Source organism: Mycobacterium sp. 94-17 (assembly GCF_035617725.1).
Taxonomy (GTDB): Bacteria; Actinomycetota; Actinomycetes; order Mycobacteriales; family Mycobacteriaceae; genus Mycobacterium.
On record NZ_JAPIYN010000003.1, the window covers coordinates 75,110 to 93,121 of the forward strand.

General features: G+C 68.7%; 18 protein-coding genes. 13 read left to right on the plus strand and 5 right to left on the minus strand.

Annotation, left to right across the window (positions count from 1 at the left end; all coding sequences use genetic code 11):
- Positions 1–46: 46 nt before the first annotated feature.
- Both OQ789_RS05025 and OQ789_RS05030 read left to right on the plus strand, forming a co-directional pair.
- Positions 47–688: a DUF1345 domain-containing protein gene (locus OQ789_RS05025; protein ID WP_324684229.1), complete on the plus strand. Its 642-nt coding sequence runs from the start codon at positions 47–49 to the stop codon at positions 686–688.
- Positions 689–811: 123 nt separating this feature from the next.
- Complete coding sequence (locus OQ789_RS05030; RefSeq protein WP_324683932.1) at positions 812–1,474, plus strand: hypothetical protein; 663 nt, start codon at positions 812–814, stop codon at positions 1,472–1,474.
- A 12-nt stretch (positions 1,475–1,486) separates the two neighbouring features.
- On the opposite strand, the gene OQ789_RS05035 is transcribed toward OQ789_RS05030, so the two are convergent.
- Both OQ789_RS05035 and OQ789_RS05040 read right to left on the minus strand, forming a co-directional pair.
- Positions 1,487–2,074, minus strand: a complete 588-nt coding sequence (locus OQ789_RS05035; protein WP_324683933.1) for a hypothetical protein — start codon at positions 2,072–2,074, stop codon at positions 1,487–1,489.
- 150 nt (positions 2,075–2,224) lie between these two features.
- Entirely contained in the window at positions 2,225–3,175 is a 951-nt protein-coding gene (locus OQ789_RS05040) for an amidohydrolase family protein (protein WP_324683934.1), read from the minus strand.
- Between the two features lie 163 nt (positions 3,176–3,338).
- Between OQ789_RS05040 and OQ789_RS05045 the strand changes: the two genes are divergently transcribed.
- The 5 genes from OQ789_RS05045 to OQ789_RS05065 all read left to right on the plus strand — a co-directional run bounded on the left by OQ789_RS05045 (position 3,339) and on the right by OQ789_RS05065 (position 8,540).
- Positions 3,339–4,286 (plus strand): LysR family transcriptional regulator, encoded by a 948-nt coding sequence (locus OQ789_RS05045; protein ID WP_324683935.1) that lies wholly within the window; start codon positions 3,339–3,341, stop codon positions 4,284–4,286.
- A 127-nt stretch (positions 4,287–4,413) separates the two neighbouring features.
- Positions 4,414–6,291, plus strand: coding sequence for a molecular chaperone DnaK (gene dnaK / locus OQ789_RS05050; RefSeq protein WP_324683936.1), 1,878 nt, complete (start codon positions 4,414–4,416; stop codon positions 6,289–6,291).
- The gene (gene grpE / locus OQ789_RS05055) at positions 6,288–6,944 is read left to right on the plus strand and encodes a nucleotide exchange factor GrpE (protein WP_324683937.1); all 657 of its coding nucleotides are present in this window, start codon (positions 6,288–6,290) and stop codon (positions 6,942–6,944) included. The genes dnaK and grpE overlap by 4 nt, the downstream gene beginning before the upstream one ends.
- A 40-nt stretch (positions 6,945–6,984) precedes the next feature.
- Positions 6,985–8,154 (plus strand): molecular chaperone DnaJ, encoded by a 1,170-nt coding sequence (dnaJ, locus tag OQ789_RS05060; protein ID WP_324683938.1) that lies wholly within the window; start codon positions 6,985–6,987, stop codon positions 8,152–8,154.
- Positions 8,154–8,540: a heat shock protein transcriptional repressor HspR gene (locus OQ789_RS05065; RefSeq protein WP_324683939.1), complete on the plus strand. Its 387-nt coding sequence runs from the start codon at positions 8,154–8,156 to the stop codon at positions 8,538–8,540. Before dnaJ ends, OQ789_RS05065 begins: the two co-directional genes overlap by 1 nt.
- A 31-nt stretch (positions 8,541–8,571) precedes the next feature.
- Here the strand turns inward: OQ789_RS05065 and OQ789_RS05070 are convergent, their stop codons facing one another.
- The 3 genes from OQ789_RS05070 to OQ789_RS05080 are packed head-to-tail and all read right to left on the minus strand — an operon-like array spanning position 8,572 to position 11,074.
- Positions 8,572–9,462 (minus strand): aldose 1-epimerase, encoded by an 891-nt coding sequence (locus tag OQ789_RS05070; RefSeq protein WP_324683940.1) that lies wholly within the window; start codon positions 9,460–9,462, stop codon positions 8,572–8,574.
- A 2-nt stretch (positions 9,463–9,464) separates the two neighbouring features.
- Entirely contained in the window at positions 9,465–10,646 is a 1,182-nt protein-coding gene (locus OQ789_RS05075; RefSeq protein WP_324683941.1) for an FAD-binding oxidoreductase, read from the minus strand.
- A gap of 32 nt (positions 10,647–10,678) precedes the next feature.
- Positions 10,679–11,074 carry a DUF3060 domain-containing protein gene (locus tag OQ789_RS05080; protein WP_324683942.1) on the minus strand — a complete coding sequence of 132 codons (396 nt, stop codon included), beginning with the start codon at positions 11,072–11,074 and terminating at the stop codon, positions 10,679–10,681.
- A gap of 133 nt (positions 11,075–11,207) precedes the next feature.
- Here OQ789_RS05080 and clpB point away from each other — a divergent pair, with 133 nt between their 5' ends.
- From clpB to OQ789_RS05110, 6 genes are all read left to right on the plus strand, one after another.
- Complete coding sequence (gene clpB / locus OQ789_RS05085) at positions 11,208–13,754, plus strand: ATP-dependent chaperone ClpB (protein WP_324683943.1); 2,547 nt, start codon at positions 11,208–11,210, stop codon at positions 13,752–13,754.
- A gap of 142 nt (positions 13,755–13,896) precedes the next feature.
- Positions 13,897–14,775, plus strand: coding sequence for a trehalose monomycolate transport factor TtfA (ttfA, locus tag OQ789_RS05090; protein WP_324683944.1), 879 nt, complete (start codon positions 13,897–13,899; stop codon positions 14,773–14,775).
- Between the two features lie 58 nt (positions 14,776–14,833).
- A complete protein-coding gene (locus tag OQ789_RS05095) occupies positions 14,834–15,607 on the plus strand; it encodes an SDR family oxidoreductase (protein WP_324683945.1) in 774 nt (257 codons plus the stop codon).
- The gene (pyrE, locus tag OQ789_RS05100) at positions 15,594–16,133 is read left to right on the plus strand and encodes an orotate phosphoribosyltransferase (RefSeq protein ID WP_324683946.1); all 540 of its coding nucleotides are present in this window, start codon (positions 15,594–15,596) and stop codon (positions 16,131–16,133) included. Before OQ789_RS05095 ends, pyrE begins: the two co-directional genes overlap by 14 nt.
- Positions 16,134–16,424: 291 nt before the next feature.
- Positions 16,425–17,336 carry a hypothetical protein gene (locus OQ789_RS05105; RefSeq protein ID WP_324683947.1) on the plus strand — a complete coding sequence of 304 codons (912 nt, stop codon included), beginning with the start codon at positions 16,425–16,427 and terminating at the stop codon, positions 17,334–17,336.
- Positions 17,333–17,980, plus strand: coding sequence for an RNA methyltransferase (locus tag OQ789_RS05110; RefSeq protein ID WP_324683948.1), 648 nt, complete (start codon positions 17,333–17,335; stop codon positions 17,978–17,980). The genes OQ789_RS05105 and OQ789_RS05110 overlap by 4 nt, the downstream gene beginning before the upstream one ends.
- Positions 17,981–18,012: the final 32 nt, after the last annotated feature.

The following is an 18,012-nucleotide window of genomic DNA, read 5'->3' on the forward strand; positions in this document are numbered from 1 at the left end:
GTAGCTGACGACCCGCGTTGGTGGTTAGGTCAAGGTCGTGGATTCCCTGGTGAAATTGTTTCGAGACACGGGCGCGGTCCGGATATCGGTCTGCGTGGCCCTCGGAGTCGCCGTCGCCGTCGTGGTCGGCAACACGGCCGGTTGGCGTTTCGCACTGGCCGGCTGGATTGTCACCGCCGGCACGTATGTGGTGTGGACGCAGCTCATCCTGCTCGGCATGGATGCCGAGCAGACCTGCCGATGGGCGACGCGGGAGGACCCGACCCGGTGGGTCGCCGACGCGGTCATCCTGTCGGCGAGCGTCGCGAGCCTGGGCGGTGTCGGCTACGTGGTGGCCGCGGGCTCACGCGCGGGCCACGAAGCCCTGGTGGCCGCCGTCTTCGGCATCTTGACCGTCGCCGCCTCCTGGGTCGCCGTGCACACGCTGTTCACCGTGCACTACGCGCGGCTCTACTACTCGGACCAACCGGGCGGCATCAACTTTCACGATCCCGAGCCGCCCCGGTTTCGGGACTTCGCCTACCTCGCCTTCACCGTCGGGATGACCTACCAGGTGTCAGACACCGAGATCGGACTGAGTTCGATCCGGGCGACAGTATTGCGCCACGCGCTGCTGTCCTACCTGCTCGGGGCGGTTGTCCTGGCGGTGACGATCAATCTGATCGCGGGATTGGGCTCCAAGATCTGATCGGCGAAGGCTCGAACGGGGTCCGGCAAGATTCAAAAACGGCTCCCAACGCAAACCCCCGGGTCCTAACCTTCTTGCGGGCGTGAACAGGACCCTGGCTAACGACGAGAAGGAACCGGGACGATGAGTGGCCTTATCAGCCGAGTCGCGGCCAGAGCGTGTGCGGCTGTGGTGGCGATATTCGTCGGCCTGGCCGGGCAGTCGGGCGCCGTGGCGCTGGCCGACACCGCGGGCTCCTACGGCGATCCCGCCAGAGCCGCCCAGTATTGGGCGCCACAGTCATTCGGCAACAACTGTGTATTGATGTCGGTGGCGGGTGTGGTCGGCCAGATCACCGGCCACATGCCCAGCGAGCAGGAGATCGTCGAGGTGGCCAAGAGCACCCCGAGCATCGCCGAACAGGGAAAGCCGGTATATACCGACCCCAGTGGGGACGGGGCCGATACTCGCGATATTGGAGTGTTGTTGGCGCACTACGGTATTCACGCCGTCACCTCCGATGATGCCAAGGGTCAGACAGCGCTGGCGGCCTTGGAGAACGCGCTTGGCTCGCGGCACGCGGTGATGATTGCGGTCAGCTCGGGAACCATCTGGGACGGGGAAAAGCCCAAAGACGGCGACCATGAAGTCGTGGTCACAGGTGTGGATGCCGCCAAGGGCATCGCGCATCTCAATGACAGCGGCGCCGAAGACGGTAGCGACGAGCAGGTGCCCATGACCACCTTCATGCGGGCCTGGCAGGGGGGCGACTTCGAAATGACCGTCACCAGGGAAACGGTGCAATAGCCCTTCAGGCCCCTAGAACGTGTTGACCTTGTCGACGCTGACGAACATGCCGTGCTTGGTCGCCTCGTTGGTGAAGCGGGTGCCGTCCGCGTCGGCGACGATCGTCCAGCCCTGGGCGAGGTAGGTCTTGTAGTCGATGGTGACGGTCGGGATGGCCCCCAGGTTGCCCAGCACCCACTGCACCTTGCCGCCGGTGTTGATGCTGACGCCGTTGGCGTGCTCACCGTCTTGCAGCGGGGAGTTGGTGAACGGCGCCTCGCAGCCGACGGTCTCCTTATTGATCTGGCAGCGCGTCACGCCGGATTTGGTCTCGATGAAGACGTAGCCGTTCTGGTCGGGCGGCAGCGGGATGGCGCCCGCCGGATTGCCTGGGTTCTCCGGCGGGGTGGAGGGGCCCGGCGCGGGGGCGGCGGTGGCCGGCGGTGGTGTGGACCTGGGTGTGGGGAACGACGGTTCGGTGGGTCCCGCCCCGGGCGAGGCGACCGGCCTGCCCCCGATGACGGAGCTGCAGCCGGATGCCAGTTCCGAGCCGGCGACCAGGGCCACGAGCAGCAGCGAACCACCGGCCAGGCTTCGCCGCGCATTCTCCGAAAACCGCACCCGCCGCTCCCCAGACGATTCGAATAGCGGCACTCAGGTTACGCACCGAGAGGCGAAAGTCGCTGCACCGGCGCGGCTATCGATGCAGAGCCGATGGCCCAGGTTTATCGCCGCGTGACCGATCCGTCGGCCCGACTCGGGAGGGCGCCGCTACAGGTCCAACAGCTTTTCGGCGTTGCGGTGGCTGATGGCGGCACGCTCGTCGTCCGACGGCGGCAGACCGTCGAGGAAGGCACGGGCGTCGACCATCGACCCGAACGGGTAGTCGGCCGAGAAGGCCACACGGTCGATCCCCACCTGGGCGACCAGGTTCGCGTACGTCGCACAGTCGTTGAAGTTGGCGAACGTGTAGTGGAAATTCTCCCGCAGATAGGAGCTCACGGGGCGTCGCAGACCGGTCACCTCCGGTGTCAGCTTCGCGTCGAAGCGCGGCAGCATGAACGATGTCGCTTCGCCCATGTGCCCGATGATCATCTGCAGCGACGGGTGACGATCGAACACGCCGCCCAGAATCATGCGCAGTACGTGGGTGGCGGTGTTGATGTGCCACCCCCAGCCCACCGTGGCCAGCGTGAACGTGACGGGCTCGGCGAAACCGGCGTAGCTGGATTCGATGACGCCCGCGGGCGGGATGGTCGGATGCAGATAGATCGGCGCCTGCAGGGCGGCCGCGCGGGCCAGGACGGGCTCGAAGCGGGGGTCGTCCAGGTAGCGGCCCCGGCTGTGCCCGTTGATCACCGCGCCGACGAACCCGAGCCGGTACACCGCCCGCTCGAGTTCGTCGGCCGCCTCATCGGGGGCGCTGATGGGCAGAGTGGCAAAGCCCGCCAACCGATCCGGGTACCGCTGGACCGCCGCCGCGAGCTGGTCGTTGCAGTCGCGCGCAAGCGGAACCGCCTCGTCCGGATCCAGCTGCTCCACCCCGGGCGCGGCCAGCGACAGCACCGCCAGGTCGATCCCGGCCTCGTCCATCGCCGCGATGCGGCCGTCCCCGAGATCGCTGGCCGGTTCCACGATGCCGGGCCGCGACGCCAGCCAGGCGCCCGGGCCGCGCAGGAATTCGGTTGTGGCGTAATGCTCTTCGAGCGCGATGACACGCATCTGAACTATCCTTCGAGGACTCGAGCGGCGGCGTTCCAGTACGGTGGCTCGTCGCGGCGGGTGGCCAGGCGGATGGTTTTGGTGCCACGGTATGCCCACCGGCGCGATCGGTGCCAACGATATCTTCTGATGATTGCCATCACCATCCGCGATACTTGCTGGCATGGAGCTTCGCCATCTCGAGTACTTCCTGGCCGTTGCGGACAGCCGAAGCTTCACCGGAGCGGCCAGGCGGCTGCGCGTCGTGCAGTCGGGGGTATCGGCCACAATCAAAGCGCTCGAACGCGAACTGGGCACCGACCTGTTCGTCCGGGGCCCGGCCGGCGTGGCACTGAGTCCCGCCGGGGAGGCGCTGCGACCCCACGCCCGGACCACCCTCGACGCCGCTCGCGCGGCAAAGGACGCGGTGGGCGCCGCCCGGGGGTCTGTGCGCGGCACCGTCACGGTGGGGACGCTGACCTCGGTCCGCGTCATCGACGTGCCGAGCGTGTTGGCCGAGCTACGCGCCCGTCATCCCGAAGTCGTCGTCCATCTGCGCGCCGCCAGCGCCGGGTCGGCCGGTCTGGCCGCCCAATTGCGCGACGGGGAACTCGACGTCGCTTTCCTGGTATTCACCGGGCCGCCACCGGCCGACCTGCGCACCCGGCTGGTCGCGTCGGTGCCCCTGCCCCTGGTCGTCCCCGCGGAGCACCCGCTGGCCGGGCGCAAGGCGGTGTCGCTGGCCGACCTGGCGGGCATGTCCTTCGTCGACGGGCCGCCGGGCTACGGCAACCGCGCGGTGGTCGACAACGCGTTCGCGGCCGCGGGCGTCGAGCGGACCGTCGCGGTGGAGGTCGCCGACATCGGCACCGCGGCGACCTGCATCCGCAAGGGGCTGGGAATCGGCTTTCTGAGCTGGTCCATTCTCGCGGGCATCGACACCTCGGGGTTGGTCACCGTCCGGATCACCGGGCATGACCTGCAGTGGCGCCTATACGTGGCAACCTCCGCGGCCCGCCAGGCCAGCGCGGCGACCCGGGCGCTGCTCGCGCTCATCGAAGAAGCCACCGACGGCGCCGCGAATTTTTCGCCGACCCCGGGAACAAGGCGGGACGGGTCACCGTTAACATGATCGATAAGTTGAGCGAACCACACTCAATACCGGGTTGACAGCCCGCCGGCCCCAGGGGCAGGCTTGAGCGGGGTTCACTCAGCATAGTGGCACCAAACAGGCTCTACACAATTCAGGAGGAATCACTATGGCTCGTGCGGTCGGTATCGACCTCGGGACCACCAACTCCGTCGTCGCGGTCCTCGAGGGCGGGGACCCAGTCGTCGTCGCGAACTCCGAGGGTTCGCGGACCACGCCGTCTGTCGTCGCCTTCGCGCGCAACGGCGAGGTACTCGTCGGCCAGCCCGCCAAGAACCAGGCGGTCACCAACGTCGACCGGACCATCCGTTCGGTCAAGCGGCACATGGGCACGGACTGGTCCATCGAGATCGACGGCAAGAAATACACCGCTCAGGAGATCAGCGCCCGCGTGCTGATGAAGCTGAAGCGCGACGCCGAGGCGTATCTGGGCGAGGACGTCACAGACGCCGTCGTCACCGTGCCGGCGTACTTCAACGACGCCCAGCGCCAGGCGACCAAGGAAGCCGGCCAGATCGCCGGCCTTAACGTGTTGCGGATCGTCAACGAGCCGACCGCGGCCGCGCTGGCCTACGGTTTGGACAAGGGCGAGAAGGAACAGACCATCCTGGTCTTCGACCTCGGTGGCGGCACGTTCGACGTCTCGCTGCTCGAGATCGGCGAGGGTGTGGTCGAGGTCCGCGCCACCAGTGGTGACAACCACCTCGGTGGGGACGACTGGGACGACCGCGTCGTCGAGTGGCTGGTCGATAAGTTCAAGGGCACCAGCGGAATCGACCTGACCAAGGACAAGATGGCGATGCAGCGGCTGCGTGAGGCCGCCGAGAAGGCCAAGATCGAGCTCTCGAGTTCGCAGAGCACCTCGATCAACCTGCCTTACATCACCGTCGACGCGGACAAGAACCCGCTGTTCCTCGACGAGCAGCTGACCCGCGCCGAATTCCAGCGCATCACACAGGATCTGCTGGACCGCACCCGCAAGCCCTTCCAGTCCGTGATCAAGGACGCCGGCATCTCGGTCTCCGAGATCGACCACGTGGTGCTGGTGGGCGGTTCCACCCGCATGCCCGCGGTGTCCGAACTGGTCAAGGAGATGACCGGGGGCAAGGAGCCCAACAAGGGCGTCAACCCCGACGAGGTGGTGGCCGTTGGTGCCGCGCTGCAGGCGGGTGTCCTCAAGGGTGAGGTGAAAGACGTTCTGCTGCTTGATGTCACACCGCTGAGCCTTGGCATCGAGACCAAGGGTGGCGTGATGACCAAGCTGATCGAACGCAACACCACGATCCCCACCAAGCGGTCGGAGACCTTCACCACGGCCGACGACAACCAGCCGTCGGTGCAGATCCAGGTCTTCCAGGGTGAGCGCGAAATCGCTTCGCACAACAAGCTTCTCGGATCCTTCGAGTTGACCGGCATACCGCCGGCCCCGCGCGGCGTGCCGCAGATCGAGGTCACGTTCGACATCGACGCCAACGGCATCGTGCACGTCACGGCCAAGGACAAGGGCACGGGCAAGGAGAACACGATCAAGATCCAGGAGGGCTCCGGCCTGTCCAAGGAGGAGATCGACCGGATGATCAAGGACGCCGAGGCGCACGCCGAGGAGGACCGGCAGCGTCGCGAAGAGGCCGACGTCCGCAACCAGGCCGAGTCGCTGGTCTACCAGACGGAGAAGTTCGTCGCTGAACAACGTGGTGCAGCGTCCGAGTCCGGGGGGTCCAAGGTTCCCGAGGACACCCTGTCCAAGGTCGACGCGGCGATCGCCGAGGCCAAGACGGCCCTGGACGGCACCGACATCACCGCGATCAAGGCGGCGATGGAGAAGCTGGGCCAGGAATCGCAGGCGCTCGGACAGGCGATCTACGAGGCCACCCAGGCCGCAGGCGAGCAGGCCGCAGGCGCGGCCGACGGCGCGTCCGGGTCCGCGGGATCCGCTGACGACGTCGTGGACGCGGAGGTGGTCGACGACGACCGGGAGTCCAAGTGACGGAAAGCAAACCGCAGGAACAGGTGACGGTCACCGACAAGCGGCGAATCGATCCCGAGACCGGTGAAGTACGGCAGGCCCCTCCCGGCGACACGCCGGGAGGGGCGCCGGCCGCGGAGAACGCCGAAGAGGCCGGCAAGGCCGCGGAGCTGCTCGGTGATCTGCAACGGGTGCAGGCCGACTTCGCCAACTATCGCAAGCGGGCGCTGCGCGACCAGCAGGCCGCGGCCGACCGGGCCAAGGCGGCCGTCGTCAGCCAATTGCTGGGCGTGCTCGACGATCTCGAGCGGGCACGCAAGCACGGCGACCTGGAGTCCGGGCCGCTGAAGTCGGTGGCCGACAAGCTGGAGGGCGCGCTGACCGGCCTCGGCCTGGCGGCGTTCGGCGACGAGGGCGAGGATTTCGACCCGGTGTTGCACGAGGCCGTCCAGCATGAAGGCTCTGGCTCCGAAGGCTCCCGGCCGGTGATCGGGACCGTCATGCGGCAGGGCTACAAGCTGGGCGACCAAGTGTTGCGCCACGCTCTGGTCGGCGTGGTCGATACGGTCGGCGACGAGGGCGGGCAAGCGGCCGTTGTCGATGAGTCCGTCACGGCGGCCGGGGAGACCCGGCCGGCCGAATCGGACGATAACGCCGGCACATCCGGTGAATAGACCACACAATCAGCACAACCAGGTGAGGGGGTGACGCGACGTGGCCCAGCGTGAGTGGGTCGAGAAGGACTTCTATAAGGAGCTGGGCGTCTCCTCTGACGCCAGCCAGAAAGACATCAAGACGGCCTACCGCAAGCTGGCCTCGGATCTGCATCCGGACAAGAACCCGGCCGGAGCCGAACGGTTCAAGGCGGTCTCCGAGGCCTACAGCGTGTTGTCCGACGAGGCCAAGCGCAACGAGTACGACGAAACCCGAAGGCTGTTCGCCGGCGGCGGCTTTGGCGGGCGCCGGTTCGACGGCGGCGGGTTCGGCGGCTTCAACGTCGGCGGCGACGGCGCCGAGTTCAACCTCAACGACCTGTTCGACGCCGCGGGCCGCACCGGCGGCGCCAACATCGGCGACCTGTTCGGCGGGTTGTTCGGGCGGGGTGCGAGTGCCCGTCCCAGCCGGCCGCGGCGCGGCAACGACCTCGAGACCGAAACCCAGCTGGATTTCGTCGAGGCGGCCAAGGGCGTGGCGATGCCGCTGCGGCTGACCAGCCCGGCGCCGTGCACCAACTGCCACGGCAGTGGCGCGCGGCCGGGCACCAGCCCGAAGGTGTGTCCCACCTGCAACGGCTCCGGCGTGATCAACCGCAACCAGGGCGCCTTCGGGTTCTCCGAACCGTGCACCGATTGCCGGGGCAGCGGCTCGATCATCGAGCACCCCTGCGACGAGTGCAAGGGCACCGGCGTCACCACCCGCACCCGCACCATCAACGTGCGGATCCCGCCGGGCGTCGAGGACGGACAACGAATCCGGCTGCCCGGGCAGGGCGAGGCGGGGTTGCGCGGTGCGCCGTCGGGTGACCTGTACGTGACGGTCCATGTGCGCCCGGACAAGGTGTTCGGACGTGACGGCGACGATCTCACGGTGACCGTTCCGGTCAGCTTCACCGAGTTGGCCTTGGGCTCAACCATTTCGGTGCCCACGCTGGATGGCAAGGTCGGTGTCCGGGTGCCCAAGGGCACCGCCGACGGCCGGATCCTGCGGGTGCGCGGGCGTGGTGTGCCCAAGCGCAGCGGCGGTAACGGCGACCTGCTGGTGACCGTAAAGGTGGCCGTACCCTCCAATTTGGAGGGCGCGGCCCAGGAGGCGCTGGAGGCATACGCCGCCGCCGAGCGCGCCAGCGGCTTCGACCCCCGGGCGGGATGGGCGGGTAACCGCTGATGGCCAAGAACCGCAAAGAGGAGGCCCGAACCTTCCTGATCTCGGTGGCCGCCGAGCTGGCGGGCATGCACGCCCAGACATTGCGCACCTACGACCGTCTCGGCCTGGTCAGCCCGAGCCGGACATCCGGTGGGGGACGGCGGTATTCGGAACGCGACGTCGACCTGCTGCGCGAGGTGCAACGGCTCTCTCAGGCCGAGGGAGTCAACCTCGCCGGCATCAAGCGGATCATCGAACTGACAAATCAGGTCGAGGCCCTGCAGTCGCGGCTGAAAGAAATGGCCGAGGAAATCGCGACGATGCGCGCCGGCCAGCGCCGCGATGTGGCGGTGGTGCCCAAGAGCACCGCCGTGGTGGTGTGGCAGCCCCGTAATAACCGCCGATGATATTGCGATCCAGGCGTTTTCGTGACGCTGCTCAGACCCGGATGCAGAATTGCGCCACCGCCGGCTCGCCCGGCGGCGCACATCGATAGCCGCCCCGGCGCAGCGCGTCGGTCGGCGCCGCCATCGGCTCGAAACAGATCAGATCCTCGGCCGGCGGCGCGAAAATCTGCGCAGCCGGATAGCCGCGCTCGAAGTGCACCTCGATACGGCGCCCGCCGCCGGACACCGCGAACGCTGCACCGTCGTCCACCTGGTCGTAGGCGTCGTCGAAAGCTTTGTCGCGCAACGCCTCTTGGCGGTCCGGCTGCAGCTGCGAGTCGCCGGCGGGCAGCCCTTTGTCGTCGAGGCGCAGATGCCGCAACGGCGGTGTCTCTATCACCCAATCGGCGCGCGCAGTATCGGGCAGTCGCAGATAGGGGTGAAACCCGAAGCACAGCGGCACCGCACGGTCGCTCGTCGGGCTGACCGTGGTCATAACCGTCAGCGCCCGGTCGCTGAGCCGGGCCGTCACCGTCAGCACGTGCGGATACGGGAAGCCGGCCAGCAATCGGGGATCGGCGCCGAAATCCACCTGGGCGGTCAGCTCGTTGCCGGTCTGGGCGGTCACCCGCCAGCCGGGGTAGGCGGCCAACACGCCATGAATGGGCAGCCCGTTGGGGTCGGCGCGCACACCGCTTTCTCCCGGCGTCAGGGTCACGGTGACACCCTGGGCGGTATAGGTGTTGTCGCCCAACCGGTTTGCCCACGGATACAGAATCGGGATGCCCATCGTCTTGCCGTCGGTGATGTAGGCGTCCAGGCCGCGGCGCTGGCCCAGCAACTCCACGCCGGCGTCGCGTAGCGACGTGCCGATCATGCCCGCCTCGGGGACGAATTGCGCGACTACCTGCGACGAAGGATCGCTCAGGGTGACGACATTCATGGCTACCTCCATAGCGGGTCGTGCTGAATGCGTTCCGGCGCAGCACCTTTGGCGAGCAAGGCGGCCTTGGTGGCGGCGACCATCGCCGGGCCGCCGCTGACCAGGATCTGCCGGTCGCCCCAGCCGCCGTACTTGGTCACCACGTCGGGCAGCCGCCCGATCTGGTGCACGTGCAGGCCCCGTGGCGGTGTGACGTCGGCGTAGTCCGCGGCCCACGACGGGTCGCTGTTGTACTCCGAGACGGGCGAGACCGACAGCCACGGATTGTGCGAGGCGACCTGCCACAGGGTGGGCAGATCATAGAGTTCGCAGCGGTAGCGGGCGCCGAAGAACAGATGCACCCGCGGGTTGACCGCGTACCGGGACAGGTCCATGATCAGCGCCCGCAGCGGCGCGACGCCGGTGCTGCCGGCAACCATCAGCACGTCGCCGCCGTCGCGGTCGACCCGAAGGCCGCCGTGCGGGCTCGACATCCGCCAGCGGTCGCCGGTGCGGGTTTCGTTGACGATCGCGGTGCTGACCAGGCCGCCGGGCACCAGGCGGACGTGAAACTCGATCCCGCCGCCCGGATCGGCCGGAATGGCGGGGCTCAGATAGCGCCAGCGGCGCGGGCACTGCGGCACGTGCACGTTCACGTACTGGCCGGCGTGGTAGTGCGACGGCTGATCGAGCTGCAGCCGGACAACCGCCAGATCCCGCGACACCCGCCGGTGCGCTATGACGGTGCCGTCCCACCAGGCGGGTCCCTCGTCGGCGTCCGCGGCGCCGCTCATCACCCCGGTGATCAGGTTCAGCGACTGCCTGGCCGCGTCGTCGACGGCGTCGTTCCAGGCCTGACCCAGATGGCTGCGCAGCGTCGCGAACAGGGCGCGCCGCAGCGTCTCGTAATGCCGCGGCAGCACACCGTATTTGCGATGGTCGCGCCCGAGCTGGGCCAGAAAAGCCACCGGCTCCTGCGCGCGCCGCTCCACCAGCTCGCCGTACACCCAGTGCAGCGCATGGCCGAAAGCGAGGCGCTGGGCGCGCATTTCGGGCGGGAACAGATCGCGCACCGAGACGTCGAGGGCGAACCACTGGGTGTAAAAGCGGTGCACGAGCCCACCGGAGTCGCCCACCGAGCCGGAGTCGACCGAGGCGAACGCGTCGCGCAGCACCCGCAGTGCTTCGGTGTCCTCCAGGCTCACGGACCCCGATTCTAGGCTCGGGCGCTACGGGTTCAGCCCTGTCGCACGACGTTGGCGGCGCCGGTGTTGACGACGCGGGGCGAACCCCAGTGGTAGACAACGCTGTTGCCGGTGCCGGACGCGCTTACCGCGTCGGCGCTGTCGACCGTGACGCGGTTGCCGCTGCCGGAGACGCTGACGCTGGTGCAGTGGCCGGTGAGGGTGAGGGTGTTCTGTTTGCCGCTCACCGAGAGGTAGCCGAGGTGGCAGGGGATCGTTTTCGTGGTCCCCGTCCCGCTGACCTGCAGCGTGCCCGACTCCGGGACCGTCGCCTGGCCGCCGGCCAGGCCGGCGTGCAAGCCGACGGCGACCAGGCCCGCAAGCGCCAGTCCCGCAGCCGCGGCGAGGGCGGCGTCGGCCCGGTCGGGATGCTGGCTCGTCTGCGTCATCCGTACGGGGGTACCCCAAAAGACATGGTGCCCAAAACTCGGTAGAGTTGAGCGGAACAGACTCAACCTTGACGGCGTTGAACAACCGGACAAGCATTTTTCTGAACCCTTTCAAAACTGAACGGAGGTCGTCGTGGACTCTTTCAACCCGACCACCAAGACCCAGGCGGCGCTGACCTCGGCGCTGCAGGCGGCCTCGGCCGCCGGCAACCCGGAGATCCGGCCGCTGCACCTGCTGATGGCCTTGCTGACCCAGGCGGACGGCATCGCCGTGCCGCTGCTGCAGGCCGTCGGGGTCGACCCCGCCACCATTCGCGCCGAAACCGAGCGGATGCTGGAGCGGCTGCCGCAGGCCAGCGGCGCCAGCTCGCAACCGCAGCTGTCGCGCGAGTCGCTGGCCGCCGTCACCACCGCGCAGCAACTGGCCACCGAGATGAACGACGAGTACGTCTCGACCGAACATCTGCTTGTAGGCCTGGCCACCGGCGACTCGGACGTCGCCAAACTGCTGACCGGCCACGGCGCCTCGCCCCAGGCCTTGCGCGACGGGTTCGTCAAGGTGCGCGGCAGCGGCCGGGTCACCAGCCCGGAACCCGAGGCGACCTATCAGGCGCTGGAGAAGTACTCCACCGACCTGACCGAGCGGGCCCGCGAGGGCAAGCTCGACCCGGTCATCGGGCGCGACAACGAGATTCGCCGCGTCGTGCAGGTGCTGAGCCGTCGCACCAAGAACAACCCGGTGCTCATCGGTGAGCCCGGCGTCGGCAAGACGGCGATCGTGGAGGGGCTGGCCCAGCGCATCGTCGCCGGCGACGTGCCGGAGAGCCTGCGCGACAAGACCGTCATCAGCCTGGACCTCGGGTCGATGGTGGCGGGCGCGAAGTACCGCGGCGAGTTCGAGGAGCGGCTCAAAGCCGTCCTCGACGACATCAAGAATTCCGCCGGCCAGATCATCACGTTCATCGACGAGCTGCACACCATCGTCGGCGCCGGGGCGACCGGCGAGGGCGCCATGGACGCCGGCAACATGATCAAGCCGATGCTGGCCCGCGGCGAGTTGCGCCTGGTCGGCGCCACCACGCTCGACGAGTACCGCAAGTACATCGAGAAGGACGCCGCACTGGAGCGCCGCTTCCAGCAGGTGCTGGTCGGCGAGCCCTCGGTGGAAGACACCATCGGCATCCTGCGCGGGCTCAAGGACCGCTACGAGGTGCACCACGGCGTGCGCATCACCGACTCCGCGCTGGTCGCCGCGGCGACGCTGTCCGACCGCTACATCACCGCCCGGTTCCTGCCCGACAAGGCGATCGACCTGGTCGACGAGGCCGCCAGCCGGCTGAAGATGGAGATCGACTCCCGGCCCGTCGAGATCGACGAGGTCGAGCGGCTGGTGCGCCGCCTCGAGATCGAAGAGATGGCGCTGGCCAAGGAAGAGGACGAGGCGTCCAAGGAGCGGCTGGACAAGCTGCGCTCCGAGCTGGCCGACCAGAAGGAGAAGCTGGCCGAGCTCACCACCCGCTGGCAGAACGAGAAGAGCGCCATCGACGTCGTGCGCGAGCTCAAGGAACAGCTGGACACGCTGCGCGGGGAGTCCGAGCGTGCCGAGCGCGACGGCGACCTGGCCAAGGCCGCCGAGCTGCGCTACGGGCGCATTCCCGAGGTGGAGAAGAAGCTGGACGCGGCGCTGCCGCATGCCGAGGCTCGCGAGAACGTGATGCTCAAGGAAGAGGTCGGGCCTGACGACATCGCCGACGTCGTGTCGGCGTGGACCGGCATCCCGGCCGGCCGGATGCTCGAAGGCGAGACCGCCAAGCTGCTGCGGATGGAAGAGGAGCTGGGCAAGCGGGTCGTCGGCCAACGCAAGGCCGTGACCGCGGTGTCTGACGCCGTGCGGCGTTCCCGCGCCGGGGTCGCCGACCCTAACCGGCCCACCGGATCGTTCATGTTCCTGGGCCCCACCGGCGTGGGCAAGACCGAGCTGGCCAAGGCGCTGGCCGACTTCCTGTTCGACGACGAGCGCGCGATGGTCCGCATCGATATGAGCGAGTACGGCGAGAAGCACTCGGTGGCCCGGCTGGTCGGCGCGCCCCCCGGCTACATCGGCTACGACCAGGGTGGTCAGCTGACCGAGGCGGTGCGGCGGCGTCCCTACACGGTGATCCTGTTCGACGAGATCGAAAAGGCGCACCCGGACGTGTTCGACGTGCTGCTGCAGGTGCTCGACGAGGGCCGGCTGACCGACGGTCAGGGCCGCACGGTCGACTTCCGCAACACCATCCTGATCCTGACGTCCAACCTGGGGTCGGGCGGCAGCGAGGAGCAGGTGATGGCCGCGGTGCGCTCGGCGTTCAAGCCCGAGTTCATCAACCGGCTCGACGACGTGATCATCTTCCACGGCCTCGAGCCCGGGGAGCTGGTGCAGATCGTCGACATCCAGTTGGCGCAGCTGCAGAAGCGGCTGGCCCAGCGACGGCTGCAGCTGGAGGTGTCGCTGCCGGCCAAGCAGTGGCTGGCGCAGCGCGGGTTCGACCCGGTCTACGGGGCGCGGCCGTTGCGTCGCCTGGTGCAGCAGGCCATCGGTGACCAGCTGGCCAAGCTGTTGCTGGCCGGTGACGTGCACGACGGCGACACCGTGCCGGTGAACGTCAGTCCCGACGGCGACTCGCTGATCCTGGGCTGATGATTGTCTCGTGGTTGTCTCGGCGCGGCGTCTAACCCGCATCCTCGGGTGGGCGCCGGCCGGGATGATCGCACAATAAGTGACTGGGTTGTGACCAGGTCGAATTCTGTGTTCCCGCCGAATAGCAGATACCCTGTGTTGGATGGTCCCCCTCTGGTTCACGCTCTCCGCGCTGTGCTTTGTCGGTGCGGGGGTGTTGCTGTACGTCGACATCGATCGGCGGCGCGGGCGCAGCAGGCGCCGTAGGTCGTGGGCGCGATCACACGGGTTCGACTACGAGCGTGAGTCGGCCGACATCCTCAAGCGCTGGAAGCGCGGGGTGATGTCGACGGTCGGCGACGTCGCCGCCCAGAACGTGGTGCTGGGTCAGATCCGCGGCGAGGCCGTGTACATCTTCGACCTCGAGGAGGTCGCCACCGTCATCGCGCTGCACCGCAAGGTGGGCACCAACGTCGTGGTGGACCTGCGGCTCAAGGGACTCAAAGAGCCACGGGAAAGCGACATTTGGCTGCTGGGTGCGATCGGGCCGCGGATGGTCTACTCCACCAACCTCGATGCCGCGCGGCGGGCCTGTGACCGCCGCATGGTCACCTTCGCGCACACCGCCCCCGACAGCGCCGAGATCATGTGGAACGAGCAGAACTGGACGCTGGTCGCCTTGCCGATCACCAGCACCCGCACCCAGTGGGACGAAGGTCTGCGCACCGTGCGCCAGTTCAACGACCTGCTGCGGGTGCTGCCGCCGCTGCCCGAAGAGACCGGGCAGGAGACCGGGGCGCCGTCGGGTTTGCGCAACGCCTCACCCAGCCGACCGCTGGCGCCGGCGGGCCGCGCCGAGCTGCCGCCCCGGCGTGCCCAACAAGACGTGGCGGGGCTGCTCGGCCCCGACCTGCAGGCCGGTCGTCGCGCCGCCGAGCCGATGCACCGCGAGCAGCGGCGACCCGACGGGCGTTCGGAAACCGTCCGCCGCCCACCTCCCTCCGGACGCAACGGCCACCAGGCCAGCAACTATCAGCGCTGACGGCACGCCCCGGGTGGTCTGAGAGGCCGGCTCGGCCGCCGTCACTAGGATGTCGCTCATGCCCCGCCCCGTAGCCCTGATCACCGGGCCTACCTCCGGGATAGGCGCCGGGTTCGCGCGGCGCTATGCCGGCGACGGCTATGACCTGGTCCTGGTCGCCCGCGACGTGGACCGCCTCAACGAGCTGTCCGACGAACTGCAGAAACACTCCGGCAGCATCGAGATCCTGCCCGCCGACCTGGCCGATGCCGCGGGCCGGCAACGGGTCTGCGATCGGCTCGCCGGGGGAGTGAGCGTCCTGGTGAACAACGCCGGGTTCGGCACCTCCGGCGACTTCTGGTCAAGCGATCCCGGGCTGCTGCAGTCCCAGCTCGACGTCAACGTCACCGCGGTCATGCACCTGACCCGGGCCGCGCTGCCGGCGATGCTGGAAGCCGGCGCCGGCACCGTCGTCAACATCGCCAGCGTGGCCGGGCTGGTGCCCGGACGCGGGTCGACGTACTCGGCGTCCAAGGCGTGGGTGATCTCGTTCAGCGAGGGCCTGTCCGTCGGCCTGCAGGGCACCGGCGTTTCCGTGCACGCCGTGTGCCCGGGCTATGTGCGCACCGAATTCCACGAGCGCGCCGGGATCGACATGGCCAAGTCTCCGTCGTTCATGTGGCTCGAGGTCGACGACGTGGTCAGCGAGAGCCTGGCCGACATCGCCCGCGGCAAGGTGATCAGCATCCCGGGCCTGCAGTACAAGGCGATCATCGCGGCCGAGCGCCTGATGCCGCGCAACCTGATGCGGGCGGTCACCAAGCGAATCGGGAGCGGCCGTGGTCGGACCTGACCGAAAAGAGTTGGCGGAGTTGGTGGCACGGCTGTCGGTGGTGCACGGGCGGGTGACCCTGTCCTCCGGCAAGCAGGCCGACTATTACGTCGACCTGCGCCGGGCCACACTGCATCACCGCGCCTCGGCGCTGATCGGCGCGCTGATGCGCGAGCTGACCAGCGACTGGGACTACGCCGTGGTCGGCGGCCTGACGCTGGGGGCCGACCCGGTGGCCACCGCGGTCATGCATGCCCCGGGTCGCCCGATTGACGCCTTCGTCGTGCGCAAGTCAGCGAAATCCCATGGGCTGCAACGTCTTATCGAAGGCTCCGAGGTTTCAGGTAAGCGGGTACTGGTCGTCGAGGACACCAGCACCACCGGTAACTCGGCGCTCACGGCGGTGCGCGCGGTCCGGGAGGCCGGCGGCGATGTGGTGGGGGTGGCCACCGTGGTGGACCGTGCCACCGGCGCGGCCGAGGCCATCGAGGCCGAAGGGCTGCTGTACAGAAGCGTGCTGGAGCTGGCCGATCTGGGGCTGAGCTAGTTGCCGGTGAGTCCTCGTATGCACCCATGGTCACATGCGTCACGGGAGTCCCCGGCCCGGGCGATGGTCGTTGTGCCCGGCTCTGAGCGACACACGCACTCTGAGCGACACACGCATCGCAGCGGGAGTGCGGCCGGGTTGTCGCGGAAAGGCGGGCAATTAGCTGTCCCCTGCTGGCCGGGGCTGGCGTGGCGTGTATGGCGTGTGTGGCGCGTGCGACCCGCGCGGCCCCCGCGGCCCCCGAGGCCCCCGCGGCAAGAATGCCCCACCCCGGCCGAGGGCCGCTGAGCCGTGCGCGCCTTCCTCGCGGTGGCAACCTGCTTGGTGCTGGGCCTGGCCGGCTGCTCGTCCGCCGGCCAACACGCCCGCCCCTACGGTGCCCAGAGCGCGCGGATCGGCGAATCGCTGGCCCTGCTCGGCTGGAACATGTCGGTGTCGAATCTGCGCTGGGCCGGTGACTACGTGCTGGTCGACGTCGACGCGAGCCCGGCCTCGGCCGACGAAGCCAAACACCCGCACGCCACACCCGCCGACATCCGCTTCGGGCTCTACGGCGCGCTGGCCCACCCCATGGAGGTCACCGGCCTGGGCAGCTGCGACAACGCCAAGGTGGGCACGCGCGACGTCCCCGCGCCGCTCTCCGCGACGCGCGACCGACTCACCGGCACGGTTTGCCTTGGGCCACTGAAGGATCGGAGTCAGGTGCGCGGTGTCTTCAGCTACTCGCCGCGCGACCGCATCCCGGACAGCTCGTCGGCCTACCCGGTGGCCTTCCCGGTCGGACTGCTGCCGACCAACCCCAACGACAGCGGCGGCCTGGGGGTCAAGACCGTCAGCCTGTCGGCCTGGCGCGCCGACGGCACCCCGGTGACCAAGATGCAGCTGGGCGATCCCGGGGCGTTCACCGGCAACGGCTACATGTTGCTGGGGCTGGAAGTCGCCGCCGTCGCGGCCCGCTACCGCGACGAGTCCACCAAGCGTGGCGGCCCGATGATGCTGCTGGCGTCGCCGACGCTGCCCGCGCCGGGACTGAACCCGGCCTGCGCGGCGTACGGCTCGTCGGTGCTGATCCTGCCCGACGCCTCACTGGACGCTGTGCGCGTCAACGCCTCGCTGTGCACCCAGGGCGAGATCAACGACGCATTGCTCTACGCGACGCTGGCCATCGACGGCACCCACGCCGGTGTGTGGACGCTGCGATGAGCGGTCCGGGCCCCACCGAATGGTCGACGACACCGCCCGCCGGCGTCGGGCCGTGGCCGGGCGAGCCGCCGGACGACCCGCGGTATGACCCAATCTTGTTGCGCGAGGGCGACACTCGCAACGTGGTCGACGCCTACCGGTACTGGACCCGGGAAGCGATCACCGCCGACATCGATCGCCGTCGGCACCCCCTGCACGTGGCGATCGAGAACTTCGGTCACGACGCCAACATCGGTTCGGTGGTGCGCACCGCCAACGCGTTCGCGGTGCACACCGTGCACATCGTGGGGCGGCGGCGGTGGAATCGGCGCGGCGCCATGGTGACCGATCGCTACCAGCGGTTGTGCCACCACGGCAGCACCGCCGAGCTGCTGGCCTTCGCCGCGGACGCGGGGCTGACCGTGGTCGCCGTGGACAACGTGCCGGGCGCGGCGCGCCTGGAGGAGACCGTGCTACCGCGCGAGTGCCTGCTGGTGTTCGGTCAGGAGGGACCGGGCATCACCGACGACACCCGCACGGGTGCGGGGCTGACGGTGTCGATCGCGCAGTTCGGCTCGACACGCAGCATCAACGCCGGCGTCGCCGCCGGCATCGCCATGCACGCCTGGGTCAGGCAACACGCCGATCTGACCCGCGCCTGGTGACGCCGGGCACGACCGCGTGCGGCAGGATCGAC

Bases quoted from the DNA above. Each gene is read 5' to 3' on its own strand.
- OQ789_RS05030 (WP_324683932.1), top strand. From the start codon at position 812: ATGAGTGGCCTTATCAGCCGAGTCGCGGCCAGAGCGTGTGCGGCTGTG.
- OQ789_RS05040 (WP_324683934.1), bottom strand. From the start codon at position 3,175: ATGCGTGTCATCGCGCTCGAAGAGCATTACGCCACAACCGAATTCCTG.
- OQ789_RS05045 (WP_324683935.1), top strand. From the start codon at position 3,339: ATGGAGCTTCGCCATCTCGAGTACTTCCTGGCCGTTGCGGACAGCCGA.
- dnaK (WP_324683936.1), top strand. From the start codon at position 4,414: ATGGCTCGTGCGGTCGGTATCGACCTCGGGACCACCAACTCCGTCGTC.
- OQ789_RS05065 (WP_324683939.1), top strand. From the start codon at position 8,154: ATGGCCAAGAACCGCAAAGAGGAGGCCCGAACCTTCCTGATCTCGGTG.
- OQ789_RS05070 (WP_324683940.1), bottom strand. From the start codon at position 9,462: ATGAATGTCGTCACCCTGAGCGATCCTTCGTCGCAGGTAGTCGCGCAA.
- OQ789_RS05080 (WP_324683942.1), bottom strand. From the start codon at position 11,074: ATGACGCAGACGAGCCAGCATCCCGACCGGGCCGACGCCGCCCTCGCC.
- ttfA (WP_324683944.1), top strand. From the start codon at position 13,897: ATGGTCCCCCTCTGGTTCACGCTCTCCGCGCTGTGCTTTGTCGGTGCG.
- OQ789_RS05095 (WP_324683945.1), top strand. From the start codon at position 14,834: ATGCCCCGCCCCGTAGCCCTGATCACCGGGCCTACCTCCGGGATAGGC.
- OQ789_RS05110 (WP_324683948.1), top strand. From the start codon at position 17,333: ATGAGCGGTCCGGGCCCCACCGAATGGTCGACGACACCGCCCGCCGGC.